The following is a 24,969-nucleotide window of genomic DNA, read 5'->3' on the forward strand; positions in this document are numbered from 1 at the left end:
GACCCAAGGAAAGGACTTACCGCATTTTGCGGCTGCTTTTCACACGCTTGTTACCAGATGGTCCAAAACGGTTCAATGCAAAGGCGATTCCGTTAACCACCCGCTGTCTCGGTTTCCGACATCGCATCGACGAGACGATTCAGCTGCGGGGTGCAGCCCTTGGCCATCAGCATGTCGACCGACCCTTCGACGGTGTCGGGCACGGTGCCCATCGCGGTAAAGCGGACGGTGACCGGCTTGGGCAGGCCGCCGCCCGACAGGCGATAGTCGACGCCATATTGCACCGGCAGCGTGTCGGTCGGCCATTTGCGGAAATTGGCGCCGTCGACGATGGCGACCGTCGCCTTCTTGCCGCCGCCTTCGATTTCGAGCGCAGTGTCGCCCTCCATGTTCGGGCGCCACAGCATCAGCGTCGCCGGATCGACGACGCAGAAGGTTCCCGCGTCGCGATAATCGAGCAGCCAGACGTTCGGCGCGCGGACGTTGACCGGGGCAGCCTCTTCGCCACCGCGCGAAAACCCACCGCGCGAGCGCATCGTCGGGCCGGTCGAAAGCATGCGCGTCACCGTCGCGCCCATCGACTGGTTCGCCTGGATCGTTGCGGTGGCGCCATAGGTGCCGGGCCCCGACAGCGTCCGGGTCTTGCCCGCCTGCATCAGCACGACCTTGTCGCCCGAGACGAGGGTCAGCTTGTCGGTCGATTTGAGCTTGGTCCCGCTCGGATATTTTCCGGCAGACGGCCCGGTCGAGCGGACCACCATCGACTGCGCGGAGGCGACGCCCGCGACGGCGATCGCAGCGATCGCGGCGGCGGCGGTCAGGCCGATGCGGCGCATCGAGAAGTCAGGAAAGGACATAGCTTTCTCCTTTTTGGGTCTCGTTCAGACGTTCTATCAGGAACATTATGGCTGGATCCTGACCGAACTCGCCGGCCAATGCTGTGGCGCAGGTCACATAGGCCTTTTTATTGCCTGCGGCGTGCGCCTCGACCAGCGCCGCGATGCGGGCGCGCTGCTCCTCGGAAAGATCGGGGCGCGGCGTGAGCACGTCGACCGGTTGCGCTCGCCCGCGCAACGTCACGCGCCCCATCGGGACCAGGTCGTCGCGACCGGCGCCCGCCGCCGCTTCGGACGAGATCAGCACCCGCGTCTTGAGGCTCTTGTTCGCCGATTCGAGGCGCGATGCGGTGTTCATGCTGTCGCCGAGCGCGGTGTACTGGATGCGGTCCTCGCCGCCGAAATTGCCGACGATCGCGTCGCCGACGTGCAGTCCGACACGGGTCATGCCGATCGGCGGCACGTCCTCGCCTGCCAGATCCTTGCGGAACTGTTCGCCCACCGCATGCATCGCAATCGCCGCTTTCGCCGCCTGCGGGCCATCGTCGGGGCGGCTGATCGGCGCGCCCCAGAAGGCGACAATCGCATCACCGACGAACTTGTCGATCGTCCCGCCATGGTCGAGCACGACGTCGGACAGCCGGTCGAGATATTCGTTGAGCAGCCGCGCGACGGTCTCCGGGGTCACCGCGTGGCTCAGCTTGGTGAAGCCTTCGAGGTCGGTGAACACGCAATAGATGTTGCGCCGCTCGCCGTGCAGCGAAAGCTGATCGGGATCGCGCATGATCTGCGCCGCGACGTCGGCGGGCAGATATTTGCCGAGCGCCGACTGGGCAAAGGCGCGCTGGCGCGACCCGATCGTGCGCGCGGCGGTGCCGACCGCGGCATAGCCGAGCAGCCAGCCCATCGCCCAGCCGAAGGCGGGAAGGGTGGTCGTGTCGACGCCATGCCCCTGCAGCCAGAAGGGGAAGGCGACAAAGAAAGCCATTTGCCCGAGGAAGGCCAGCGCCACCCAGCGCGCGCGCAGGTCGATCAGGCTGGTGAGCCCGCCCGCGAGCACGACGAGCACGGCGAGCGCCCACAGCGACGGGCCCGGCAGCGGGCGCGGCCAGTCCTTGTCGAGCTGTTGCGCGAGCATATGGGCGTGCACCTCCAGCCCGATCATCGTTTCATGCTGACCGGTGATCGGGTCGGTGAAGCGGCTGAGCGGCGTATTGAACTGATCGTTGTCGATGATGTTGCCGCCGATCAGCACATAGCGGCCCCGGATCATCTCCGAAAAGGCTGCGCGCGTCTCCGCATCCATCGGCGCGGCGAAGGTGTCGATCGGGATCTTGGAAAAAACGGGCTCTTCCGCACCTTTGGTCACGCGGGCGGGGACGAGGAAGCGGATATTGCCCTGATAGTTGGCGTGCGCCGGATCGACCGGCGCGAGCGCGTTGGCCATCAGCGGCGGCAGATTCTTTGGCCGGTCGGGCCAGTTGCGCATCACGCCGTCGCTGTCGGTGCGGAACAGCACGCTCGTCGGCTTCGTCCGGGCGGTGGTGACCTCGGCCAGATAGGCTTCTAGATATTTCTGCTGTTCATAAAAGATGGTGTTCGGGTTGCTCGCCTGCTCGGCATAGGCGAGCCAGGTCGGCGTCTTCATCGCGCGAAGCTGCGCCTTGAGCAACGCGTCGTCGGGACGCGGCGAATCGAAGACGATATCGATGCCGATCGCCTTCGGTCCCATCTGGTCGAGATTGGCGAGCGCATTGGCGAGGTACGTGCGGTCGAGCGGTGAGCGGATGCCGGTGTTGAACAGCGTCTCGTCGTCATAGGTGACCATGACGATGCGCTGGTCCTGCGCGACATGCGGCGCCATCACCATCGCGCGCGCATCGTAAAGGGCGCGCTCGGCGTCGCCGACGAGCGGCATGTCCCAGCTGAAGCGGGCGAATAATGTGGCGACAATCAGGAACAGGATCGTCGCGGCCATGCGCGAGGGGCCGAGCTGCATGACCAGCCGGCGGATGCGCTTGCGTAGCGATATGGTCTTGGGCAGCGCGTCGGGCGCCGCCGCGTCGATCGTCGTGGTCGCCATCAATTCAGCGGGCCGCGCGGCCCGCAGTCCCCCCATTTTGTGCTGTCGTCGAAGGCGTGCCGTGCAACAGCGCCTGTCCGCCGTCGCCGATGATCGCGAAGCCCGCCCAATAATAGGGATGCGACGTCTGCTTGTCGTCCATCAGCTTCATCTGCGTCGCCCACAGCGCATCGGCGACGCTTTCGCCCTGCGGCGCCGCGAACAGGCCGCCGATCAGCCGCTTGGTCGCGTCGAAATCGTCGGGCGCGGGCCAGTGGCTGGCGATCACCGAGCGCCCGCCCGCGCCGATGAAGCTGCGCACCAGCCCGTCGAGCGCATTGCCGCCGCCGCTCGCGACACCCGCCTCGCGCGTCGCGGCGACCGTCGCGGCGCCCGCGGTGTCGCATGCCGAGAGGATGACCAGATCGGCGTTGATCTTGAGATCGAAGATTTCCTGGAAGGTCAGCAGGCCGTCCGAATCCTTGTCGCCGAACGAGGTGACGAGCGCGGGCCGCGCGGGGCACGACGGACGCGGCGCGGTGACGAGGCCGTGGGTCGCGAAATGGATGATGCGATAATCGCCGAGGTCGCTGCGGTTCTTGACCGCCGTGTCGGTGAAGGCGCCGCCCGTAAGCAAGGTCGCGGCGTCGCGGTCCATCGTTCGCGTCGCGGTCACGAGTTCGTCGGCCGAAATCGGACGGCTCCACTGGCTGACGTCCCAATGGCATGTGTCGTCGACACCGCCGCCGATCCCGCCGCGCGTGCCGGTCGAAGGCAGGATGCCGCCCCTGACGGGTAGGTTTTCGCCGAGCCCGAAATATTCGCGCACCGCGCTCGACGGCGGCGCCTGTCGCGCGTTGCGGAAGGCGAGTGCCGACACGGCCGTGCTCGGCCGCGTTGTCCGGCCCAGCCACGCGATGCGACGCATGTCGAAGGCATCGGCGTTGGGGTCGGCGACGCGCTGCTCATATTCGGCGAGCCCGGCATCGGAGGTGATGAGCAGATTGATCGGCAGGCGCAGCATCGCGCCATCGGGCTCGAAGATCAGATGCGCTGTCGAGGGCAGCCGGTCGGCGGCGGGGGCGAAGAGCTGCGTATAGAGCTTGCGCGCGGTCGCCGCGTCGAAGGGATAGGTGACGCGCTTGCCATTCTCCACGATCGAGATCGTCGAACGGATCGTGTCGACGGCCGTTTCGAGGCCCTGCGCGCTGATGTCGCTCTTCCACAGCTGCGCGCTGTCGGGACCGATCAGCATCGCATAGACCGCATCGCCGACGACCAGCATCTTCAGATAGGCCTCGTCGGGGCGCAGCACCTGCTGCAGTTCGGCGAGGTCGAGCTTGCCCGGCGCGACGACGCGATATTGCGGGAAGGCCGAGAGCTTGGTGATCGTTTCCGCCTGCTGGAACGAGAGATTGTCGAGCTGCGTCTTGATGTCGGCGCGCAGCGCGTTGATCTCGGGCGTCGCGGGCATTTGCCCGAGCCGTGCATCCTCGATCCGCGCGCGTTCGATATCCCGATTGAGCGTGGTCGCCTGCCGGAACAGCCGTGCGCCGTCGCTGCTGCCGCTCGACAGCTCGCGCGCGAGTACCGCTTGCGTGTCGGCGACGCCGGGGCGCACCTGAAGCTGGCTGGCGACGAAGAAGTCGCTGGCGGCCTTCGGATCGGTCGCGGCGCGCGCGGCGAGCAGCCGGTAATAGGGCGCCATCATGTTCGCCATACCAGTGGTCGAACGCTGCGATCCCGCGAGAGCGGTCACGACAGCCTGATAGATGCCGAGCGCCTTGTCGTCCTGACCGTGCCGCGTGAGGAAAGCGGCATAACGCGCCTGCGCCGAAGCCAGCGCGTTGGTTTCGGGATATTCGACCGCGAGCGCGTTGATCGATTCCTGGAAGCGCGCATCGGCGGTGGCGTTGTCGCCGAGCGCTTCCTCGGCAATCGCGAGTTCGCCGAGCATTTGCGAGCGCAGCCGGATGATCGAGGTCACACGGCCTTCGCGCACCGCGATCGCGTCGGTCAGACCCTTGAGCTGCGCGCTCTTCGCGGCCCCGGCATTCCCGCGCAGCCGTTCGACCGTCCCGAGCAGATGGGTCGCCTGCGCGTCGATGATCTGCGCGCGTTCGATAGGGGTCAGCCGCTCGCGGTCGCTTGCCTGGCGCACCGCGCGCGCATTCGCACCGCTGTTGATCCCCGCCGCGATCTCCGGCGTCAGCGTGACCGCGCCGCCATCGACCTTCACCGCGTCGGTGAGCGGCGGGATCGGCGTCTGCAGGATGGCGGCCGCACCGTCATAGTCGCGCTGGTTCAGCGCATGGATGGCGCGGAAATTGCGGCGCAGACGAAGCTGGACCGGATCGCTGGTCGGGACCATCTCGACCTCGCCGAACAAGCGGTCCGCCTCCGCGAATTCGCCGAGGTTCGAGCGCTGGAGGGCGCGATTCAGGGTGAATTCGGTCGGGTCGATGTCGGCCGCGGCCTGATCGTCGAGCGCGCGCCGCGACAGGGCCTCGAAGAATTCGGCCGCCTCGGCATAGTCGCCGCTGTGGTTGCGGCGATATCCCTCGGCCAGCGCCTTGTCGACGTCGATCGTCCCGGCGAGCGTGCGGGCGAAGCCGTCATTGCCGCCGACCGAGGTGGTCGCAACCTTGATCTGGCCGGGGACGACGCGTTTCTCGCGGATCGACGCGAGCGCGATCCTGAGCGCGTCGTCATAGGCGGTGAAGCCCTCGACGGCATAAGCGGTGTCGCCGTCGGCCTCGACGCGCGTCGTCCAGCCGATGTCGCTGTCCTTCACGGTACAAGCGTCGCCGATGCAGCTGATCGTAGCCGAGCGGCCGGCATCGATCCGCGCGCGCGCCTCTTCGGGGCTCGCGCGCAGCATGCGGACATAGCCGATTGGCTGGCTGGCGTCGCGGCAGACGATCAGCCAGGCGCGGTCGAACATGCCCTTGATCACCGAATCGCGGACGGTGGCCTGCACCTCGCAGAGCGATCCGCCCTGGTCGCCGATCGAAAAACTGTCGCGAAGCGTCGGGTCGCCGGCCTGTGCCAGCGCCGTGCCCGGCGCTGCCAGCGCCAGCGCCGTCACCAGCGACAGAAATTGCGGACGTCGAGCGGTCATCACCAAATCCCCCAAACCCAAGCCTGAAGGCGCCGTGACCGCGATATCGGCGGCAAGGCGCAGTCTTTAATGCTGCGGTACGACCCATCCCGTCGGCGCGGACCCTAAACCCATCATCTGAAAAAGGGAAGTGATCTGCGGCACTGCGCCTTGCGCGCCTTGGCACAGCGACCTATCTGGATGGTGAAACGCAATTTCCGGCGAGGACAAAGATGAGCGCATTCGACGATCGTGAACGGGCATTCGAGGCGAAGTTCGCCCGCGACCAGGACGCGCTGTTCCGCATCACCGCGCGCCGTAACCGCCTCGTCGGCGAATGGGCGGCCGAACGCATGGGCCTGACCCCCGAGGAAACCGATGCCTATGCCAAGGCGGTCGTGCAGGCCGATTTCGAGGAAGCGGGCGATGAGGACGTCATCCGCAAGCTCGCGGGCGACCTGACCGGGGCGGGCGTCGAGATCAGCGATGCGGAAATCCGCTCGGTGCTCAACGACAAGACCGCCGAGGCGCGCCGCCAGTTCATGGACAGCCAGAACTGAGGCGGTCGTCATGGGCATGCGCGAGGATGATCTGAAGGCGATGATCGAGGCGGCGTTTCCCGATGCCATGGTCTCGATCACCGATCTGGCGGGCGACAACGACCATTATGCGGCGCATGTCGTCAGCGAATCCTTTCGGGGGATGACGCGCGTTGCGCAGCACAAGGCGGTCTATGCCGCGCTCGGCGGGCGCATGGGCGGCGAACTTCATGCCTTGCAATTGACCACCGGCGTTCCTTCATAGGGCCGAGACGCAATTTTTTCGGCGCGACGCGCCACCGGAGATATTCAAATGAGCGATCCTGCCATCCACGACCGTATTTCGAAGCTGGTCGCCGATCATCCCGTGCTGCTGTTCATGAAGGGGACGCCGCTGTTCCCGCAGTGCGGCTTTTCCTCGCGCGCGATTGCGATGCTCGACCGCCTCGGTATCGAATATGACACGGTCGACGTGCTGCAGGACATGGAAATCCGTCAGGGAATCAAGGAATTCTCCGACTGGCCGACGATCCCCCAGCTCTATGTGAAGGGCGAATTCGTCGGCGGCTCCGACATCATGATGGAAATGTGGGAAGCCGGCGAGCTTCACCAACTGATGGACGGTGTTCCGACGCGGGCGGAATAGGTCCGGTTGACATGCGATGTTGTCAGGGGCGGCCTTGGGCCGTCCTTTTCTTTTTGGCCGTGTCTGTTTTGGGGTGGGGAGCGGATGGATCAACAACGTCGCCCCCGCGCAGGCGGGGGCCGCTAGCCGCCTATTTCTGCGCGGCCGCGTAAACCAACAGCGGCCCCCGCCTGCGCGGGGGCGACGGCTTATTTCGTTCGGTTGCAGTCATAATGTGCACCCCGGCGAAAGCCGGGGCCTAGGGAGTAAGCGCAGCGCTCGTTGGCTGGATCCCGGCTTTCGCCGGGAATCACCAAGGCCGCAACTACCCGAAACCGGCCGCTTCCTGTATGCCTTGGACCGCATCGAGCGACGCTGTGATCGCGGTCCAGACCGTCGCCAGCTCGTCCGGCGTGATGCAATAGGGCGGCATCACATACACGCTGTTCCCGAGCGGGCGGAGGAGGACGCCGTGATCGCGATAGAGGGCGATCAGGCGCGGCGCGAGGGCCGACAGATAGCCTCCGTCGGATACGACGATGTCAAGCGCGGCGATGGTGCCGAGGCGGCGCGGATTCGCGACGCGCGGGTCGTGGCTGAGCAGCGAGAGATGGGCCGCCTGCGCTTCGGCCAGCTTGTCGATACGCTGTTGCACGGGCTCGTCGCGCCAGATCGCGAGGTTCGCGTTCGCAGCGGCGCAGGCGATCGGGTTCGCGGTGTAGCTCGACGAATGGTAGAAGGTTTTCGCGCGGTCGGTCGAATAATGGGCCTGGAAGATCGGCTCGATGCAAAGCGTCACCGCGAGCGGCAGGCTGCCGCCGGTCAGGCCTTTGGACAGGCAAACAATATCGGGGATCACCCCCGCAGAATCGCAGGCGAAGCGCGTCCCGGTGCGGCCCCAGCCGGTCATGACCTCGTCGGCGATGAACAGGACACCGTGGCGCGCGCAGATGGTACGCATTTCTGCGAGCACCCATGCGGGGTAGATGAGCATGCCGCCGGCGCCGAGGATGAGCGGTTCGACGATGAAGGCGGCTGGTTTGGCTGCGCACGCGGCTTCGAGCGCGTCGAGCGTGACTTGCTCCATCCCTTCGTGCGGGAAGGGGATGGTGCCGACGTCGAAAAGCAAAGGCTGCCAGGCGCGGTTGTAGACGCCGCGCTCGCCAACCGACATCGTGCCGATCGTGTCGCCATGATAGCTATGCTCGAGGACGAGGATGCGGCTGCGCGGCTCGCCGATGTTGTACCAGTAGCCGAGCGCCATTTTCAGCGCGACCTCGACGCTGGTCGAGCCCGAGTCCGAGAAGAAGACGCGGGTGAGCGGGTCGGGGGTGATCCGGATCAGCTCGGCGGCGAGCGTTTCGGCGGGCTCGTGCGTCCAGCCGGCGAAGATGAGCTGGTCGAGCTTTTCGGACTGGTCGCGGACCGCGGCCATGATGCGCGGGTGCGCGTGGCCATGGGTGGTGACCCACCAAGACGAGATGGCGTCGATCCAGCTGTTGCCCTGCGCGTCATACAGGCGCGCGCCCTCGCCGCGGGCGATCAGCGGGATCGGATCGCCGAGGCCGTGCTGGGTGAAGGGGTGCCAGATGGGAGAGGTCATGCGAAATCGGCGCGGTCGAAATGGGCGGTGAAGGCTTGGGCCAAGGTCTCGGGCGTGAGGGGATCGAGGAACGGCAGGCGGCCGAGGCGCCGGATGCCGCCGATATCGGGGATGATCGCTTCGCTGTCGTCCATCGCGTCGCCGAGGAAGACGAGACCGTGGATCGGGACGCCGCGGCTTTTCAGCGCCTCGATCGTCAGTAGGCTGTGGTTGATCGTGCCGAGGCTGGTGCGCGCGCAGACGATCACCGGGATCTGCCAGCGCGCGAAGAGGTCGGCGTAGAGCAGGCTGCGCGTGACGGGGACGAGCGCGCCGCCCGCGCCTTCGACGATCACCGCGCCTTCGGCCGGCGTCAGCGCCTTGGCGTCGATGGTGACACCGTCGATCTCGGCCGCGAGATGCGGCGAGGCGGGGGTGACGAGGCGGTAGGCTTCGGGGAGGACCGCTACGCCCGCGAGGCGCGCGACGGCCTCGCTGTCGGTCTCGTCCTCGAGGCCCGACTGGATCGGCTTCCAATAGGGCGTGCGCATCGCGCCCGCGAGCGCGGCCGAAAAAACGGTCTTGCCGATGCCGGTGTCGGTGCCGGTGATGATGAAGCGGGTCATGCCGCGGCCATAGCGGCCGACAGGCTCTCCGTCATCGCATCGATTTCGCGTTCGCCGACGTTCAGTGTGATGGCGATGCGCAGCCGCGCGGTGCCGTGCGGGACGGTCGGCGGGCGGATGCCGCGAATGTCGAAGCCATCGGCCTGGAGCGCGGCGGCGATGCGCATCGTGCGGGCGTTGTCGCCGATCACGACGGGAATGATCTGGCTTCCGCTCGCGGGAAGCCCGAGGGCGGCGAGCCGCGTTTCGGCGCGGCGGATGAGGCCATGCAAGCGGCCCTGTCGCTCGGGCTCGTTCGCGACGATCTCGAGCGCCTGGCGCACCAGCCATGCCATCAGCGGCGAGGGAGCGGTCGAGAAGATGAAAGGGCGGGCGCGGTTGACGATGAAGTCGCGGACGATCGCCGGCGCGCAGACCAGTGCGCCTTCGCAGCCCAGCGCCTTGCCGCAGGTGTGCAGCGTGATGAGGTTGTCGCGGCCCGCAAGGTCGTGCGCGAGGCCCTGTCCGGCGGGACCATAGACGCCGGTCGCATGGGCTTCGTCGACGACCAGAACACCGTCGTGGCGATCGGCGACCGCAGCGAGATCGGCGAGCGGCGCGCGGTCGCCATCCATCGAATAGAGACTCTCGGCCGCGATCCACGGCGTACCGCCGCCGCCGCCCGCGCGCCAGCGCCTGATGATGTCGTCGAACGCCTGCGCATCATTGTGCCGTGCCTCGACATGCCCGGCGCGGCCGAGCTTCATCCCGTCGTGCGCGCTCGCGTGGATGAGTTCGTCGTGGACCACGAGGTCGCCGCGCTGCGGCAGCGTCGAAAAGATCGCGGCGTTGGCGGCAAAGCCGGTCGGGAAATAGAGCGCGGCCTCGCTGCCATAGTGGCGCGCGGCGTGCGCCTCGAGCGCCTCATGCTCGTCATGATTGCCGCGGAGCAGGCGCGACCCGCCCGAGCCTGCGGGGAGGCCGCGTTGCAGACCCTGCGCGACCGCTTCGTTGAGGGCGTAGGAACCGGCGAGGCCGAGATAGTCGTTCGAGGCGAAGTCGATGCCTGTGCGCGGGCTGAGCGTGCGGCGGCGGTCGTCGTCGGCGAGCGCTTCGAGGTCGGCGCGGTGGGCGGTGAAGATGTTCGCCATTTTGCCTCTCATGTCCGAGACGGTGGTCGTCAGCGGCCGTTTCGATCCTCCCCGTGGCGGAGCCATGGGGAGGTGGCAGCCCGCAGGGCTGACGGAGGGGCTCGTAGCGTAACCTTTGCTGGCCCCTCCACCACGTCCTTCGGACGCGGTCCCCCTCCCCATGGCTGCGCCACGGGGAGGATCCCGATCAGTTCTTCGACTTGTCGACGAGCTGGTTCTTCGCGATCCAGGGCATCATCGCACGCAGCTCGCCACCGACCTGTTCGATCGGGTGCGCGGCGGCGGCCTTGCGGCTCGCCTTCAGCTCGGGCTGGCCGGCCTGGTTGTCGAGCACGAAGTCCTTTACGAAGCGGCCCGACTGGATGTCGGCGAGGACGCGCTTCATTTCCTTCTTCGTTTCCTCGGTGATGATGCGCGGACCCGTTTTGATGTCGCCATATTCGGCGGTGTTCGAGATCGAATAACGCATGTTGGCGATGCCGCCTTCATAGAGGAGGTCGACGATCAGCTTGGTTTCGTGGAGGCATTCGAAATAGGCCATTTCGGGGGCGTAGCCCGCCTCGACCAGCGTTTCGAATCCGGCCTGGATGAGGTGGGTGATGCCGCCGCAGAGCACCGCCTGTTCGCCGAAAAGGTCGGTTTCGCACTCTTCCTTGAAGGTGGTTTCGATGATGCCGCTGCGGCCGCCACCCACTGCAGACGCATAAGAAAGGGCGAGCGCCTTGGCGTGGCCGTTGCCGCTGTTGCCATTGGCTTCCTGCGCGACCGCGATCAGGCATGGGACGCCGCCGCCCTTCTGATATTCGCTGCGCACGGTGTGGCCGGGGCCCTTGGGCGCGACCATGAACACGTCGATGTCGGGGCGTGCCTCGATCAGGCCGAAGTGGATGTTGAGGCCGTGCGCGAAGGCGAGCGCGGCGCCGGGCTTCATGTTCGGGCCGATATCGTCGGCATAGATCTTCGCCTGATGCTCGTCGGGGGCGGCGATCATGATCACGTCGGCCCACTCGGCGGCCTCCTTGTTGGAGAGCACCTTGAAGCCTGCCGCTTCGGCCTTCTTGGCAGTTGCCGAGCCGGGGCGGAGCGCGATCGCGACTTCACGCACGCCGCTGTCGCGCATGTTCTGGGCGTGGGCGTGGCCCTGGCTGCCATAGCCGACGACGGCGACCTTCTTGCCCTTGATCAGATCCTGGTCGGCGTCGCGATCGTAATAAACCTGCATGTCATTCTTCCCCATAGTGTGTCCCCGCGAAGGCGGGGACCCATTTGACGTTGACTGGACCCCCGCCTTCGCGGGGGAACACGAAAGTGAAACTAGAGCGCCTCCGACCCGCGGCCGATGGCGACGACGCCGGTGCGGCCGACCTCGACCAGCCCGCATTCGCGCATCAGCGCGATGAAGCGGTCGACCTTGTCGCTCGTCCCGGTGATTTCGAATATGAAGCTCGACAGCGTGGTGTCGACGACCTTCGCGCGGAAGACGTCGGCCATGCGCAACGCCTCGATGCGCTTGTCGCCGGTGCCCGCGACCTTCACGAGCGCGATCTCGCGTTCGACATGCGCGCCCTGGTCGGTGAGGTCGGTGACGCTGTGGACGGGGACGAGCCGGTCGAGCTGGGCGATGATCTGGTCGATCACCGCGGGCGGCCCCGAGGTGACGATGGTGATGCGCGACAAGGCATGGTCGGCGCTGATGTCGGCGACGGTCAGGCTTTCGATATTATAGCCGCGCGCCGAGAACAGCCCGGTGATCTTGGCGAGAATGCCCGCTTCGTTGTCGACGGTGACCGCGAGCACATGGCGCTCGCCGGCTTCTGTTTTGATTTTCATGGGCTTAGACCAGTGCCTTGGCTTCGTCGTCCATCGTTCCGACGATGTCGTTCGGCTGGAGGATCATGTCGGTGTGCGCGGCGCCCGAGGGGATCATCGGGAAGCAGTTCGCGAGCTGTGCGACGCGGCAGTCGACGATCACCGGACCCGGGGTCTCGATCATCGTCTTGATGCCGTCTTCGAGCTGCCCGAGATTGTCGATGCGGATGCCTGTCCAGCCATAGGCGTCGGCGAGCTTAACGAAATCGGGCAGGCTGTCCGAATAGCTGTTCGAATAGCGGCTTTCATAGGTCAGTTCCTGCCACTGGCGGACCATCCCCATCCACTCGTTGTTGAGAATGAAGATCTTCACCGGCAGGCGGTACTGGCTGACCGTGCCCATTTCCTGGATGTTCATCTGCAGGCTGGCTTCGCCGGCGATGCAGATGACGAGGCGGTTCGGGTGCGCGATCTGCGCGCCGACCGCGGCGGGGAAGCCATAGCCCATCGTGCCGAGACCGCCGCTGGTGAGCCAGCGGTTGGGGGCCGCGAAGCCGAAATGCTGCGCCGCCCACATCTGGTGCTGGCCGACTTCGGTCGTGATGATCGGGTCGCGGCCGCGCGTCGCGTCGAACAGCGCCTTCACCGCGCGCTGCGGCATGATCTCGGCGCCGGCGTCCTTCTTTTCGGGAAAGTCGAGGCAGCGCGTCGCGCGCCAGCCGTCGATGCGGCGCCACCATTCGCCATAGTCGCGCGCCGACAGGCCCCTGTCGGTCCAGCCGGCGACCAGCGCGTCGAGCGCGCGGCCGGCGTCGCCGACGATCGCGAGATCGACGGGGACGATCTTGTTGATCGAGCTGCGGTCGATGTCGATGTGGATCTTCTTCGCTTCGGGCGCGAAGGCGTCGAGGCGGCCCGTGACGCGGTCGTCGAAGCGCGCGCCGACCGCGATGATCAGGTCGGCGCGGTTCATCGCCATGTTCGATTCATAGGTGCCGTGCATGCCGAGCATCCCGAGCCACTTCGGATCGTCGGCGGGAAAGGCGCCAAGCCCCATCAGGGTCGAAGTGATCGGCGCGCCGGTCAGCGACACGAGTTGGCGCAGCGCCGCGCTGGCGTCGGGGCCGGCATTGATCACGCCGCCGCCGGTGTAAAAGACCGGGCGCTCGGCCGCGGCGATCAGGTCGATCGCGGCCGCGATCGCATCGGCGTCGGGCTCGATCTGCGGGCGATAGCTGTTGTGCTGGATGATCTCGGGCACCGTATAGGTGCCGGTCGCGACCTGCACATTCTTCGGAATGTCGATCACCACCGGCCCGGGGCGGCCGTGGGTGGCGATATGAAAGGCCTCGTGCATGATCGGCCCCAGACGGTCGGGGTCCATCACGAGATAATTGTGCTTGGTGCAGTGGCGCGTGATTCCGACCGTGTCGCATTCCTGAAAGGCATCGGTGCCGATCAGCGTCGTCGGGACCTGGCCCGTGAGCACGATCATCGGAATCGAATCCATCAGCGCGTCGGTGATGCCGGTGACGGCATTGGTCGCGCCGGGGCCCGAGGTGACGAGCACGACGCCGGGCTTGCCGGTCGAACGCGCATAGCCTTCCGCAGCGTGGGTCGCCGCCTGCTCGTGGCGGACGAGGATGTGCTTGATCGTCGGGTGTTTGTAGAGCGCGTCATAGATGGGAAGGACCGCGCCGCCCGGATAGCCGAACACCGTATCGACCCCAAGGTCGACCAGCGCCTGAACCACCATGTCGGCACCACTCATTTCCGTCACGACGAAACTCCTTTCTCAATACCCGCAAACCCTGGAATCCGCACGTTGTGCGTTGCAGCAGGTCGGCGGGCAATAGGTGTATGATTCTATCCTGTCAACAGCTTATCACGTAATTTAATTGCGAAAATATTGATTGAATCATTGTTTAATGACTCTCCGTGGCGCATCCAATCGGCGGGCAATTGGTGGCGGAACCACGTATATTGGCGCTTGGCGTACTGGCGGGTCGCCGCCTGCGCCCGCTCGAGCGCCTCGGCGCGGCTGATCTCTCCGCGAAGATGAGCGGCGATCTGGGGGACGCCGATCGCGCGCATCACCGGCAGGGCGGGATCGAGATGGCGGCGCAGCAGCGCCTCGACCTCTTCGATGGCTCCGCCGTCGAACATCTGCACCAAGCGCGTGTCGCAGCGGTCACGCAGCCAGTCGCGCGGAGGGAGCAGGATCAACGGGGCGAGCGCGATGTTGCCGGCGATGCCGCCCTCGCGCGCCTCCTGCCATTGGCCGAGCGTGCGGCCGGTCGAGCGGACGACCTCGAGCGCGCGGGCAACGCGGGTGGTGTCGGCCGGATTGAGGCGCGCCGCGGCCTCGGGATCGGCTCTGGCCAGCGCGGCATGGGCCTCAACAACGGGCAGCGCGCGCACGGCATCGCGGATATCGGGGTCGATCTTGGGCACCGGCGCAATCCCGTAAAGCAGGGTACGCAGGTAAAGTCCCGTGCCGCCGACGAGAACCGGAACCTTCCCGGCCGCATGGGCGTGGGAAATGACGCCGCGCGCCTCGTCGGACCAGCGCGCGGTATTATGCGCTTCGGCGCCGTCGACATGGCCGAAGAGGCGGTGGGGCACACCCGCCATTTCCTCGTCCGACGGACGCGCCGAGAGGATGGCGAGGTCGGCATAGACCTGGCTCGCATCGGCATTGACGACCAGCGCGTCGGCGCCCGTCCCGGACAGGGATTTTGCGAGCGCTACCGCCAAAGCGCTCTTGCCGCTCGCGGTCGGTCCGGCGATAAGCGCGACGGGCGGCAGGCCCGCGCGAACGAAAGAGACAGAAGGAGAAGCCATGTTCGTAGCCACGCTGATAGCAGCCGGAAAGCTGACCGACGAGGTGGTTCGCGAGGCGATCGACCGGCTCGACATGACGGGACACGACGTGGGGGCGCCGCACTGGCTCGACGAGCATGACGCGGCGGACATCTATTTTCAGGGCAGCCTGGTCAGTGCGCGGAGCGAATTGGCCAAGATGGACCATGGTGCGCTCGACGTGGTCGTGCAGCCGATGGGCGACCGCGCCAAGAAGCTGATCATCGCCGACATGGATTCGACGATGATCACGGTCGAATGCATCGACGAACTCGCCGACTATGCGGGATTGAAGGATCAGGTTGCGGCGATCACGAAGCGCGCGATGACGGGCGAACTCGATTTCCGCGCCGCGCTGGAGGAGCGCGTCGCGCTGCTTGGCGGCATGTCCGAGGGTGTGTTGGCCGAATGCCGGTACGAGCGGGTCAAGCTGACCCGCGGGGCGCGCACGCTTGTCCAGACGATGAAGGCGCATGGCGCGCATTCGGTGCTGGTCACCGGCGGCTTTACCGCCTTTGCCGGGCCGGTCGGCGAGGCGATCGGCTTCGACAAGGTCGTCGCGAACGAACTGGTGATCAAGGACGGGATGTTGACCGGGAAGGTCGCCGAGCCGATCGTCGACAAAGATGCGAAGCTCGCGACGCTGACGGCCGAGGCGGCGAAGCTCGGCCTGCCGCTGGCCGCGACGCTGGCGGTCGGAGACGGCGCGAACGACATTCCGATGATCACCAGCGCGGGTCTCGGCATCGGATACCGCCCGCACCCCGCGGCCGAGGAAGCCGCCGATGCGGCGATCCGCCACCATGACCTGACCGCGCTGCTGTGGGCGCAGGGCTATCCGCGCCGGAGCTGGGTGTTGGGGTAAGGGGCGGCGAGGCCGGTCAGGCCTTTTCGCCGAACAATTCGCGTTCGGATTCCTCCAGCGCCTCGAAATAGCGGCGGCGCGCGTGGCGTTCGCCGACGACGCCGATGACATGGTCGCGGTCATCGAGCACGGCGAGTTCGTCGGCCGCGGCTTCGTCGAAAAGCGTCAGGATCGACCGTATGTCCATCGCCGGCCGCAGCGCGACGCCGGGATGCGTCGCCAGCGCCGCGACCGGCGAGGCGGGGTCAAGATCGGGGTGGAAGGCCGCGGCGGTCGGGACGACCCCCCGATAGGTGCCGTCGGCGTCGAGCAGGATCGCCTTTGCGGTCTTGCCGAGCGGCACGGCCGCGCGGAATGCGCCAACCGACATCGACCGATCCACCGAGACCCAGTCGGTCCGCATGATCCGCCCGGCGGTCATCGTCGTCAGGCGGCCGATATCGCGCGGGCTGCGGATCGTCGAACCGCGCAGGTGCAGGCGCCAGGTCGAGAAGGAATAGCCGAAGATCTCGCGCGTGAGCGCACTCGACACCAGCGTCGCGGCCAGCACCACGCCCATCAGCGCAAAGTCGTGCGTCGTTTCGAGCATCAGCACCGCCAGCGTCATCGGCCCGCCGACGATCGACACGCTGAGCGCCGCCATCCCGACGAGCGCCGCGTCGTTGGGGTCGACCGTCAGGCCGAGCGGGCTGAGATTGACCAGTCCCGCGAAAAGCTGGCCCATCAGCGAACCGACGAACAGCGAGGCGAAGAACAGCCCGCCGCGAAAGCCGAAGCTGAGCGAGATGACCGATGCCGCGATCTTGAGCAGCAGGACCGCCGCAAGAAAGGTAAGCGCCGGACGCAGCGCAAGGTCGAGATGCAGCGCCCCGTGCCCCGCCGACAGGGTCTGCGGCGACAGGAGCGCAAGCGGGATGAGAACAAAGCCGCCGACCACGGGTTTCCACCCGGCGATCCTTTGCCACGCGCCCACGCGAAGCTCGGCGAAGGCAACGACCCGCATGATCACCATGCCGACGATGGCGCACAGCGCGCCGAGCAGCACATAGAGGAGATAGTCGGGCAGGGCGAAGCCGCGGGTGGTGGCCGTCGCGATCAGGTAGGGCTGCGCGCCGAGCAGCCGGGTGACCGATACCGCCGACAGCGACGCCGCCATGACCGGAGCGATCGCAGCAGGGGTGTAGTTGCCGATGACAATTTCGAACGCATAAAAGGCGCCCGTCAGCGGTGCGCCGAAGGCGGCGCCGATCGCGCCGCCCGCGCCGGCGCCGACCAGCGTGCGCAGGTCGTTGCGGCGGAGCTGGAACCACCGACCGAGCTGCGAAGCGACCCCGCCGCCCATCTGTGCATAGGCCGCCTCCAGCCCGACCGATGCCCCCGCGCCGTTCGAGATGACGGTCTGCGACGCGATGACCAGATTGTCGGTGAATGGGATGCGCCCGCCGTGCAGGGCGTTGGCCTCGACCACGTCGACCGGCACGCGCGCGCGCCGGCCGAGGCCGCGCGCAAGCAGGACGAGCAGCAGGCCGCCGGCGGGCAGGGCGAGCAGCTTCCATGGATGGTGGATGCTGCCGAGCGCGCTGAGCCGGTTGATGGTGACACCGTAAAGCAGTTGCTGCAGCCCGTGCGCGATCGCTTGCAGCATATTGGTAAGCGCGCCGGCTGCAAGCCCGGCGACCGCGGCGAGGAGGATGAACGCGGCCTCGCTTTCGCGCAGGCGGCGGCGCTGGCGTCCGACGGCGAGGATCAGCGAAAATTTGCGCAAGCGAGCCACGCGGGCTCCAAGCGCCTGCCGGCGATGGAGGTCAAGCCCTTTCGTCGGCAAACTCGCCGGTTGCGTCGGCTTCGCCGGCGAGCAACCGACGGAATTGTGCCATCGCATCGCTTTCGGGCGTGCGACATCGGCCGGGTGAGCCAGTAGCGACCGAAGTCGATTTCAGTCGCGAAGGGCCGAACGAGCGCCTCGGTCGCGAGTTCGCGCGTGAACATTCCGGTGGGGACAAGCGCGACGGCGATGTCCTTGCGGTCGAGTGCGAGCGGACGAACGCGCGCCGCGCCCTGCCAGGCGGCGGCCGACGAGGATCAGCTCAATCACTGTCGCTTGCGGATCAAGCGCGGAAACATTGGCGGGCGTCAGGCGCCGGTCTTGCCCGGACGCGCGCCCGAATGACGCCTATTTGGAAACGACCATGCACGCCTGGCCGCCCTTGCGGACGGTGGCGCAAAGATTTTCCGCATCGCCCTTGCTGGCGAAGCCGCCGGCCTGCAGGCGGGTGACCGTTCCCGCCTTCACATAACTCGGCTGGCGCGCGGCGAGGGCCGGATATTTCTTCTCGAGCGAGGTCCAGAGGCTGCGGGCGTTGGCTTCGACGCCGAAGGCACCGAACTGGGCGCGCCACGGGCTCGCGCCATTGTGGACGGTCACCGGCCTTGCCGCCTGCGGAGCGGGCTTGGCCACAGTGGGGGCCGGCTTCGGCGCCGTCGATGCGATCTTGACCGGTTCGCCCTTTGCGACCGCAGCCGCGGTCGTGGCTTCGTTCGCTGCATTGGCGGCTGCGACGGCGGCCGGGGTCGACAGGGCCGGGGCGGGCTTCGACACGGCCGGAACCGGCTTCGCGGTCGGCGCGACAACCGGCGGCGGGGTGTAGCTGGTGCCGGGCGTCGACGCGGGCAGGCTCGCGGTCTTGACCGGCGAAGGTGCGGGCGGTGCCGGTGTCGGGGCGGCCGCACTCACGGCGGCGAGGCGCGTGCGCGCTTCGTCCTTTTCGATCTGCGGCAGCATCGCGAGCCCCGCCTGTCGCTGCTCGAGCGGGATCAGGCTGTCGAGCTGGGCAAGGCGCGCGGATGCGATCGTCAGGCCCGCATCGCTTGCGCGCTTGGTGAGCGCATAGGCGCGCGGCCAGTCCTTCGTCGCATAATCGCCGTTGAACATCGCGGTGCCGAGGACATATTGCGCCCGCGGCTCCCCGCGATCGGCCGACGCCTTGATATAGGGCATCGCCTCCTCGCGCTTGTTCGCGGTGAAGAGGATCAGGCCGAGATTGTCCTCGGCCTGCAGGTGCCCTTGCTTCGCGGCGCGGCGGTACCAGCTTTCTGCCTGGCCAAGGTCGGCGGGAACGCCGCGGCCGAGCTTGTACGCCTGGCCGAGGTTGAACTGCGCATCGGCATCGCCGGCGACGGCGAGCGGGCGCCATTCGGCCACCGCCTTCTGATAGTCGCCCGCCTGCCAGGCATCGACGCCGTCCTTGACGTCCGCGAAGGCGGGTACGGCCAGTGCCGCTGCAGCTGCAGCGAGCGGCAGGGCGATGGCGGCGGTGAGTGCTCGCATCCTTAATCTCCAATGACTTGCGCAGCCGGCGGCCGGTTCGCAGTCCCCGGAAAGCCCTGTAGGGGTAAAGTGGCTAACACCCCGTTAGCAACGCCTAAGGGCGGCACGAACCTGCCCCGCTTCGGTACAGAATCGGCATAGCAGCTTGTTTACCATGGAAGCGAGGCAATCGTTTACCGTCTTTTTATCATCGTTAACTCAATTTTAGCGCCCTGCATGGCATCCAAACGCCTGATTTTGGTTTTCCAGGGGGATAGCTGTGCGCGTTTTGGCATTGGCTTCACAAAAGGGCGGGTCGGGTAAAACCACCCTGTCGGGGCATCTCGCGGTGCAGGCGCAGCTTGCCGGCGCGGGCCCCGTCGTTCTGATCGACATCGACCCGCAGGGCTCGCTCGCCGATTGGTGGAACGAACGCGAAACCGACCTTCCGGCCTTTGCTCAGACCACGGTCGCGCGGCTGGCCTCCGACCTTGAAATCCTGCGCCAGCAGGGCTTCAAACTCGCCGTCATCGACACGCCGCCGGCGATCACCATGGCGATCCAGAGCGTGATTTCGGTTGCCGAACTGATCGTCGTCCCGACGCGCCCCAGCCCGCACGACCTGCGCGCCGTCGGCGCCACGGTCGACCTTTGCGAACGCGCGGGCAAGCCGCTGGTGTTCGTCGTCAACGCGGCGACCCCCAAGGCGAAGATCACCAGCGAGGCCGCCGTCGCATTGTCGCAGCACGGTACCGTCGCGCCGGTCACCCTGCACCACCGCACCGACTACGCCGCATCGATGATCGACGGGCGCACGGTGATGGAGGTCGATCCGAACGGACGATCGGCCGAAGAGATCCGGCAGCTCTGGACCTATATCAACGACCGGCTGGAAAAGAATTTCCGCCGCACCGTCTTCTCGACCCCGATGCCCGCGCAGCCGGGTTACGGAACCGTTCGCCCGATGGGTGGTGGCTTCGGCCGCCGCATCGCTGGCCAGTGACGGGGAGCTCGGGAACCATGGGCGAACCCAAACCTCTCGCTTCGCTGAGCGCCGGACTTCTTGCCCGCAAGGGTGGAGCGCGCCCCGCCATGCGCCGCCAGCCGCTGGGCAGCGGACCGATGCCGATCGGCCAAGGCTATGACGACCTTGGCTGGAATGACATGGGCTATGACGTCGATCCCGACCAGAATGCCGCCGAATCGGCGCGCATGGTCGACCTGAAGCCGCTCCTTGCCGGGTCGGTGCTCGAACATAATGCAGCCGCTGAACATGCGGTCGATGCGGCGCCGGGCCATGCCCTGACGCCGGACGCGGGCCCCGACCTCGCCGACGCGCTGGCCGACTCGTACCAGCCCGAGGCCGTCGAAGTGCCGCAGATCGTCCTTCAGCAGGAATCGCTGATCGATCGCGTCGCCGCCGTCGCTCGCAAGGTCGAGGCGCGCCCTGAGCCCAAGGCGAGGAAGGAACGCGCGCCGCGCGCCCAGCGCGCCCGCGAAAAGGCAGCCTTCACGCTGCGCCTCGATGCCGAACGTCACCTCCGCCTGCGCCTTGCGAGCGCGGTGACGAACCGCTCTTCGCAGGTGATCCTGACCGATTTGCTCGACGAATATCTGTCGTCGCTGCCCGAGATCGACGCGATGGCCAGCCGCCTGCCGGCGGCGCGCCCGACGCGCCGGAAGATGCCGTAGAAATAGCAAAGGGGGACCTTCCATGAACCGCAAATTGTTGGTGAACCTGGCCGTTTCGGGCTTTGTTCTCGGCGTCGCCACCGGATGCAGCGGCATGGGCAAAACGGCCGAAGCGGGGCCGCAGTCACCCGGCACCTCGGCTTCGGCCGCCAAATCGGCCGAAAAGGCGCGCGAGGCGCTCGAAGCCGGGAAGGCGAGCAAGGCGGTGACGATGGCGGAAGCCGCCGTCGCCGGCGCGCCGCGTGACGCGAGCTATCGCGCGCTGCTCGGCCAGGCCTATCTCAACGACGGGCGTTTCTCGTCGGCGACCAGCGCGCTTTCCGACGCGATGGAACTGGGCGCGAAGGACAGCAACACGGTTATCGCGTTGGCGCTGGCGCGTATCGCGCAGGGCAAGAATGGCGAAGCCGCCGATCTGCTCAAGCGCAATTTCGATGCGATTCCGGCGTCGGACCTCGGGCTTGCGCTGGCGCTGGCGGGCGATCCCAATTCGGCGATCTATGTGTTGACCGAAGCGGCGCGCGCCAAGGATGCCGACGCCCGCACGCGCCAGAATCTTGCGCTGGCTTTCGCCCTGTCGGGGCGTTGGGCACAGGCGCGCGTTCTTGCCGCACAGGATCTGTCGCTCGACAAGGTCGAGGGCCGCATGGCCGAATGGTCCAAGCTCGCCGAGCAGCCCGATGCGCGGATGCGCGTCGCGAGCCTGATCGGAACGACGGTCCGCGCCGATGCCGGTATGCCCGTGCGCCTGGCACTGAGCAACTTCGCCGACACGCAGATGGCCGCTGCCGACGCGCCGGTCGAGCTTGCGAGCGCCGATCCGGCGCCCATCGCCACCTATGCGCCGCCGCCGCCCGCCGCCGAGCCGTCGGCGCCCGCCGCGGTCCTCGCATCGGCCGAGCCGGCGATCCGTACGGTCGAGCTGCCGATGCCGAAGCGCGACGAAAATGGCGTCGTGCCGGTTACCGAACTGCCGCAGCCGAAGGCCACACCCAAAGTTGCCGAGATCATCATGGCCGACGCCAAGCCATATCGCGCCGCGCCGCGCGTTGCTGGTGAGCAGGGGCGTATCCGTCCCGCACAGAAGCAGGCGCTCGAGCTAGCGACGAAAATCCTGCCGCGGGCGATGGCGTTCGATGCAAAGAAGCCTTCGGGTTGGGCCGTACAGCTTGGTGCCTATGACACGCTCGGCATTGCGAAGGAAAAATGGACGACGCTGAAAAGGCGGACGGCCGTGCTCGCCAGCTATCAGGCCTCGAGCCATTCGGCCGTGGTGGGTGGGCGCACCTTCTATCGCCTGACAGTCAACGGCATGGCGACACGCGCCGATGCATCGAAGCTCTGCGGCGAACTCAAGGCAAAGGGGCAGACCTGCTTCGTGCGCCAGATGGGCGGGACCGAATCGATCCAGTGGGCGTCGGCACCTGCCGCAAAGCCGGTGCGTCTGGCGTCGCGCTGATCAATATTGGGGCGCCTTCCGCGATGCGGGGGGCCTAGGGGGAGGGGCGCGGCTGCGGGGCTGCGCCCCCTTTCTTTTTGGGCTATGCCGCCCGACCGCTGGCGAGGCGCTCAATCCAACAAAAAGGCCGCTGCCGGTATGGTTCCGGCGGCGGCCTTTTTTTTGAAAATCGCTTGTGGCGTCAGGCGAACGACAGGTGGTTCGCCGGGCGTGCCGCAGTACGGCGACGCATCGCGCCGCCGACCAGCACGAAGCCGAACAGCATCATCGCCCAAGTCGCCGGTTCGGGAACCGCCGAGATCGAGACGCTGTCGAGAGCGGCCCCGTAGGCGCTCTGATTCTGCGATGCGAAGGACAGCAGGGTCGACGCGCTATTCGCCGTGAAATTGAAGGTGTACTTCTGCCATCCCATCGCCGCGCGCGAGACACCGAACGTATCGAACATGAATGTGCCATTAGCATCGGCCGCCGACACCTGCACGGTCTTGATTTCCGGGCCGTTGTCCGGGTTGCCGGCCAGCCAGAAGGTCACCTCGTAGGCTTGCCCCATCACGGTGTCGATGGCCTGCTGGATTGTGCCCGCGTTGAGGCCGTTGAGGTCGACGCTGCGCGATCCACCCTGCGGCTGCCAATAGGTGCCGATATAGTCGACGCTGCCGCTAAGCACCGTCCAGGCGCCGATCGTGCCCCCGGCATTCACAGTCGTGAAGGAACCCGGATTAGGACCCGTCTCGAAATCGCCGTTGACAACGGTCGCCGCATTGGCGGTCGCGGGAAGCAGGAGAGCGGCCGCAACGGCGGCTTTAAGGCTACGCATGGTCAGTGCCCCTTGTTCGTTACGGTCGTTCTAATCGCGCGGCGGAATGGCCATGCGTCCGACGACTCGCACTACGGGATAACTTGGAACCGCTGATTCGTAAACTATTGTTAAGTTCTGTTTTTGTCCGGCCGTCCCCGAATTGGTCAATATGCTTCATAATGGGACGATTATTGCGACGATCGCGTCTGCCGCGATGGGGATTCGACGATTTTTCGTGGCGGACCGATCGGCGAGCCAAAATAAATTCGGGTTACAAAATATCAGTTCTTGTTTGTTTCCCGAATGGTAACCCGCCTGCACCGGCGGCGCGCCATCGACCCCGATGCCGTTTTCGCGGACGATCCCGTTTCCGAGGGCTGGTCACGACCTGCTCTTTGCCGCCGCAACTACATCGTCGGTGAGGGAAGCCTCGCGACGATGGCGACGAGCTGCGCCTGGCTGGTCACGCCGGTCTTGCGGAAGATACCCTTCAGCAGGAAGCGGACGGCGTTGAGGCTGACGGCGCGGAACGCGGCATAGTCCTGCAGGCTCTGTCCGCCCGCGAGCGCGACGGCAAGGCGGGCCTCGGCCGGGGTCAGGCCGAACCACTGGGCGACGCGGTCGATCTCGACCACCGGGGTTTCACCCGGCGCACTGCCCAGCGTGACGATGAGCGAGGCGCCGAGGTCGGTGCCCCCGATCCGTTTGGCCGATTGCCGCGAGATGCGTGCGACGAGGACGGGGCATTCGGTGCCCTTCGCGTTCGTCGTCTGAAAGGCGAGGCCGGCCGGACCGGGGCTTTTGGCGAGGTCGAGGAGCCGTTTCTGGCTCGCGGGCTGGGTCAAGGCAAAGCGGCCGTCGGTCCGGCGGATGAAGCCGGCGCGCTCATATCGGTCGGCACGGCTGTTCGCGGCGAGGATGTTGAGCTGATCGTCGAGGCTGAAGATCGCGAAGGGCGCGGCGTCGGCGGCGGCGCGCGCCGCGCCTGCAGCGAGTTCGAGCGTCGCGAGGCGGTCGCTGATCCGCATCGCGCGCTGGATATGCGGCGCGAGGACACGCAGTCCCCGCTTCAGCTTCTCGGCGTCGCGGTCGCCGGGGCCCGGCAGCATCAGTCCCAGTCGCTCGCCCCCGCGCCGGTCGAGCAGCACGCCGACGAGCCGGTCGATGCCATAGGGCGCAAGGAAGTTCCGGAAGAATTCGGATTCGTAGAATTCCTCGCGGGTCATGATGTCATAGCTGTCGACGACACTGCCGTTGGCATAGCGCATCAGCTTGCGCGACCAGGGGTGGCTTCCGGCATAGACGGCGGAATAGATTTCCTGAATCCCCGCAGCGAGGCCCGTCGCGGCGACAAAACGCGCGCGCGGCGGATTGCTGCTTTCCCAAAGGATGAAGGCGGCTTCCCAACTCAGGGGACAAAGCGCGCCGGTGATGCGCGCGAGGGTGTCGTTCCAGCTTTCGGGATGAAGCACCGAATCGTAGATGTCGCCGATCAGCGCATTCAGCACCTCCCATTCGGCCGGCGCATTATGGTCGGGAGGAAAGGTCGGAACGGGATCGGTCGGCATGCGCTTCCCCGGCTGCGAAATCCCTTGATAGAGCAAAAATTCGCCCACGCTACCCATGTGGGTAGCGAAACTGTCGCGCGAATCGGGCAGAGAGGGGCTGCGACCCAC

The 24,969-nt window shown here is 66.7% G+C and carries 21 protein-coding genes; 7 read left to right on the plus strand and 14 right to left on the minus strand.

All coding sequences use genetic code 11. The features are described from left to right. Positions 1–92: 92 nt before the first annotated feature. Genes ATE64_RS14995 through ATE64_RS15005 form a run of 3 tightly spaced genes read right to left on the minus strand, consistent with a single transcriptional unit; the run spans position 93 to position 6,019 of the window. Positions 93–857: a hypothetical protein gene (locus ATE64_RS14995; protein ID WP_058457537.1), complete on the minus strand. Its 765-nt coding sequence runs from the start codon at positions 855–857 to the stop codon at positions 93–95. Beyond that, entirely contained in the window at positions 844–2,955 is a 2,112-nt protein-coding gene (locus ATE64_RS15000) for an adenylate/guanylate cyclase domain-containing protein (protein WP_197410194.1), read from the minus strand. The genes ATE64_RS14995 and ATE64_RS15000 overlap by 14 nt, the downstream gene beginning before the upstream one ends. Beyond that, on the minus strand, positions 2,924–6,019 hold the full coding sequence (locus tag ATE64_RS15005; RefSeq protein WP_058457536.1) for a CHAT domain-containing protein: 3,096 nt from the start codon (positions 6,017–6,019) through the stop codon (positions 2,924–2,926). The genes ATE64_RS15000 and ATE64_RS15005 overlap by 32 nt, the downstream gene beginning before the upstream one ends. A 212-nt stretch (positions 6,020–6,231) precedes the next feature. Here ATE64_RS15005 and ATE64_RS15010 point away from each other — a divergent pair, with 212 nt between their 5' ends. Genes ATE64_RS15010 through grxD form a run of 3 tightly spaced genes read left to right on the plus strand, consistent with a single transcriptional unit; the run spans position 6,232 to position 7,183 of the window. After that, positions 6,232–6,558: a DUF1476 domain-containing protein gene (locus tag ATE64_RS15010; RefSeq protein ID WP_058457535.1), complete on the plus strand. Its 327-nt coding sequence runs from the start codon at positions 6,232–6,234 to the stop codon at positions 6,556–6,558. A gap of 10 nt (positions 6,559–6,568) precedes the next feature. Beyond that, positions 6,569–6,802: a BolA family transcriptional regulator gene (locus ATE64_RS15015; protein ID WP_058457534.1), complete on the plus strand. Its 234-nt coding sequence runs from the start codon at positions 6,569–6,571 to the stop codon at positions 6,800–6,802. Positions 6,803–6,850: 48 nt separating this feature from the next. Then, positions 6,851–7,183 (plus strand): Grx4 family monothiol glutaredoxin, encoded by a 333-nt coding sequence (gene grxD / locus ATE64_RS15020; RefSeq protein ID WP_058457533.1) that lies wholly within the window; start codon positions 6,851–6,853, stop codon positions 7,181–7,183. Positions 7,184–7,487: 304 nt separating this feature from the next. Here the strand turns inward: grxD and ATE64_RS15025 are convergent, their stop codons facing one another. The 7 genes from ATE64_RS15025 to miaA form a co-directional block, all read right to left on the minus strand. Further along, positions 7,488–8,765, minus strand: a complete 1,278-nt coding sequence (locus ATE64_RS15025; RefSeq protein ID WP_058457532.1) for an adenosylmethionine--8-amino-7-oxononanoate transaminase — start codon at positions 8,763–8,765, stop codon at positions 7,488–7,490. Then, positions 8,762–9,370, minus strand: coding sequence for a dethiobiotin synthase (gene bioD, locus ATE64_RS15030; RefSeq protein WP_058457531.1), 609 nt, complete (start codon positions 9,368–9,370; stop codon positions 8,762–8,764). Before bioD ends, ATE64_RS15025 begins: the two co-directional genes overlap by 4 nt. Beyond that, on the minus strand, positions 9,367–10,500 hold the full coding sequence (locus ATE64_RS15035; RefSeq protein ID WP_058457530.1) for an 8-amino-7-oxononanoate synthase: 1,134 nt from the start codon (positions 10,498–10,500) through the stop codon (positions 9,367–9,369). Before ATE64_RS15035 ends, bioD begins: the two co-directional genes overlap by 4 nt. A 187-nt stretch (positions 10,501–10,687) precedes the next feature. Then, complete coding sequence (gene ilvC / locus ATE64_RS15040) at positions 10,688–11,722, minus strand: ketol-acid reductoisomerase (protein ID WP_058457529.1); 1,035 nt, start codon at positions 11,720–11,722, stop codon at positions 10,688–10,690. A 92-nt stretch (positions 11,723–11,814) separates the two neighbouring features. Next, entirely contained in the window at positions 11,815–12,330 is a 516-nt protein-coding gene (gene ilvN, locus ATE64_RS15045; RefSeq protein WP_058457528.1) for an acetolactate synthase small subunit, read from the minus strand. Positions 12,331–12,334: 4 nt separating this feature from the next. After that, positions 12,335–14,089, minus strand: coding sequence for a biosynthetic-type acetolactate synthase large subunit (ilvB, locus tag ATE64_RS15050; RefSeq protein WP_058457527.1), 1,755 nt, complete (start codon positions 14,087–14,089; stop codon positions 12,335–12,337). Positions 14,090–14,175: 86 nt separating this feature from the next. Further along, the gene (miaA, locus tag ATE64_RS15055) at positions 14,176–15,153 is read right to left on the minus strand and encodes a tRNA (adenosine(37)-N6)-dimethylallyltransferase MiaA (RefSeq protein WP_058457526.1); all 978 of its coding nucleotides are present in this window, start codon (positions 15,151–15,153) and stop codon (positions 14,176–14,178) included. Here miaA and serB point away from each other — a divergent pair. Further along, the gene (gene serB, locus ATE64_RS15060; RefSeq protein ID WP_058457525.1) at positions 15,152–16,036 is read left to right on the plus strand and encodes a phosphoserine phosphatase SerB; all 885 of its coding nucleotides are present in this window, start codon (positions 15,152–15,154) and stop codon (positions 16,034–16,036) included. The genes miaA and serB overlap by 2 nt on opposite strands. Positions 16,037–16,052: 16 nt before the next feature. Here serB and ATE64_RS15065 read toward each other — a convergent pair whose 3' ends face one another. Both ATE64_RS15065 and ATE64_RS15075 read right to left on the minus strand, forming a co-directional pair. Then, a complete protein-coding gene (locus tag ATE64_RS15065) occupies positions 16,053–17,810 on the minus strand; it encodes a chloride channel protein (RefSeq protein WP_231729186.1) in 1,758 nt (585 codons plus the stop codon). A gap of 399 nt (positions 17,811–18,209) precedes the next feature. Beyond that, positions 18,210–19,364: an SPOR domain-containing protein gene (locus ATE64_RS15075; RefSeq protein ID WP_058457523.1), complete on the minus strand. Its 1,155-nt coding sequence runs from the start codon at positions 19,362–19,364 to the stop codon at positions 18,210–18,212. 259 nt (positions 19,365–19,623) lie between these two features. Between ATE64_RS15075 and ATE64_RS15080 the strand changes: the two genes are divergently transcribed. The 3 genes from ATE64_RS15080 to ATE64_RS15090 are packed head-to-tail and all read left to right on the plus strand — an operon-like array spanning position 19,624 to position 22,494. Then, the gene (locus tag ATE64_RS15080; RefSeq protein ID WP_058457522.1) at positions 19,624–20,346 is read left to right on the plus strand and encodes a ParA family protein; all 723 of its coding nucleotides are present in this window, start codon (positions 19,624–19,626) and stop codon (positions 20,344–20,346) included. Positions 20,347–20,363: 17 nt separating this feature from the next. Then, positions 20,364–21,035, plus strand: coding sequence for a hypothetical protein (locus tag ATE64_RS15085; protein WP_058457521.1), 672 nt, complete (start codon positions 20,364–20,366; stop codon positions 21,033–21,035). A gap of 22 nt (positions 21,036–21,057) precedes the next feature. Beyond that, positions 21,058–22,494, plus strand: coding sequence for an SPOR domain-containing protein (locus tag ATE64_RS15090; RefSeq protein ID WP_058457520.1), 1,437 nt, complete (start codon positions 21,058–21,060; stop codon positions 22,492–22,494). Positions 22,495–22,675: 181 nt separating this feature from the next. On the opposite strand, the gene ATE64_RS22235 is transcribed toward ATE64_RS15090, so the two are convergent. Together ATE64_RS22235 and ATE64_RS15100 are read right to left on the minus strand one after the other, a co-directional pair. Continuing rightward, a complete protein-coding gene (locus ATE64_RS22235) occupies positions 22,676–23,311 on the minus strand; it encodes a choice-of-anchor C family protein (RefSeq protein WP_082657927.1) in 636 nt (211 codons plus the stop codon). Between the two features lie 389 nt (positions 23,312–23,700). Next, positions 23,701–24,861 (minus strand): helix-turn-helix transcriptional regulator, encoded by a 1,161-nt coding sequence (locus ATE64_RS15100; protein ID WP_156416638.1) that lies wholly within the window; start codon positions 24,859–24,861, stop codon positions 23,701–23,703. Positions 24,862–24,969: the final 108 nt, after the last annotated feature.

It is taken from the genome of Sphingopyxis sp. H073, assembly GCF_001468395.1.
Lineage (GTDB): Bacteria > Pseudomonadota > Alphaproteobacteria > Sphingomonadales > Sphingomonadaceae > Sphingopyxis.

What these genes read in the sequence shown, in the direction of transcription:
- ATE64_RS14995 (WP_058457537.1), bottom strand. Translation starts at nt 857, where the DNA reads ATGTCCTTTCCTGACTTCTCGATGCGCCGCATCGGCCTGACCGCCGCC.
- ATE64_RS15000 (WP_197410194.1), bottom strand. Translation starts at nt 2,955, where the DNA reads ATGGGGGGACTGCGGGCCGCGCGGCCCGCTGAATTGATGGCGACCACG.
- ATE64_RS15005 (WP_058457536.1), bottom strand. Translation starts at nt 6,019, where the DNA reads ATGACCGCTCGACGTCCGCAATTTCTGTCGCTGGTGACGGCGCTGGCG.
- ATE64_RS15010 (WP_058457535.1), top strand. Translation starts at nt 6,232, where the DNA reads ATGAGCGCATTCGACGATCGTGAACGGGCATTCGAGGCGAAGTTCGCC.
- ATE64_RS15015 (WP_058457534.1), top strand. Translation starts at nt 6,569, where the DNA reads ATGGGCATGCGCGAGGATGATCTGAAGGCGATGATCGAGGCGGCGTTT.
- grxD (WP_058457533.1), top strand. Translation starts at nt 6,851, where the DNA reads ATGAGCGATCCTGCCATCCACGACCGTATTTCGAAGCTGGTCGCCGAT.
- ATE64_RS15025 (WP_058457532.1), bottom strand. Translation starts at nt 8,765, where the DNA reads ATGACCTCTCCCATCTGGCACCCCTTCACCCAGCACGGCCTCGGCGAT.
- bioD (WP_058457531.1), bottom strand. Translation starts at nt 9,370, where the DNA reads ATGACCCGCTTCATCATCACCGGCACCGACACCGGCATCGGCAAGACC.
- ATE64_RS15035 (WP_058457530.1), bottom strand. Translation starts at nt 10,500, where the DNA reads ATGGCGAACATCTTCACCGCCCACCGCGCCGACCTCGAAGCGCTCGCC.
- ilvC (WP_058457529.1), bottom strand. Translation starts at nt 11,722, where the DNA reads ATGCAGGTTTATTACGATCGCGACGCCGACCAGGATCTGATCAAGGGC.
- ilvN (WP_058457528.1), bottom strand. Translation starts at nt 12,330, where the DNA reads ATGAAAATCAAAACAGAAGCCGGCGAGCGCCATGTGCTCGCGGTCACC.
- serB (WP_058457525.1), top strand. Translation starts at nt 15,152, where the DNA reads ATGTTCGTAGCCACGCTGATAGCAGCCGGAAAGCTGACCGACGAGGTG.
- miaA (WP_058457526.1), bottom strand. Translation starts at nt 15,153, where the DNA reads ATGGCTTCTCCTTCTGTCTCTTTCGTTCGCGCGGGCCTGCCGCCCGTC.
- ATE64_RS15075 (WP_058457523.1), bottom strand. Translation starts at nt 19,364, where the DNA reads ATGCGAGCACTCACCGCCGCCATCGCCCTGCCGCTCGCTGCAGCTGCA.
- ATE64_RS15085 (WP_058457521.1), top strand. Translation starts at nt 20,364, where the DNA reads ATGGGCGAACCCAAACCTCTCGCTTCGCTGAGCGCCGGACTTCTTGCC.
- ATE64_RS15090 (WP_058457520.1), top strand. Translation starts at nt 21,058, where the DNA reads ATGAACCGCAAATTGTTGGTGAACCTGGCCGTTTCGGGCTTTGTTCTC.
- ATE64_RS22235 (WP_082657927.1), bottom strand. Translation starts at nt 23,311, where the DNA reads ATGCGTAGCCTTAAAGCCGCCGTTGCGGCCGCTCTCCTGCTTCCCGCG.
- ATE64_RS15100 (WP_156416638.1), bottom strand. Translation starts at nt 24,861, where the DNA reads ATGCCGACCGATCCCGTTCCGACCTTTCCTCCCGACCATAATGCGCCG.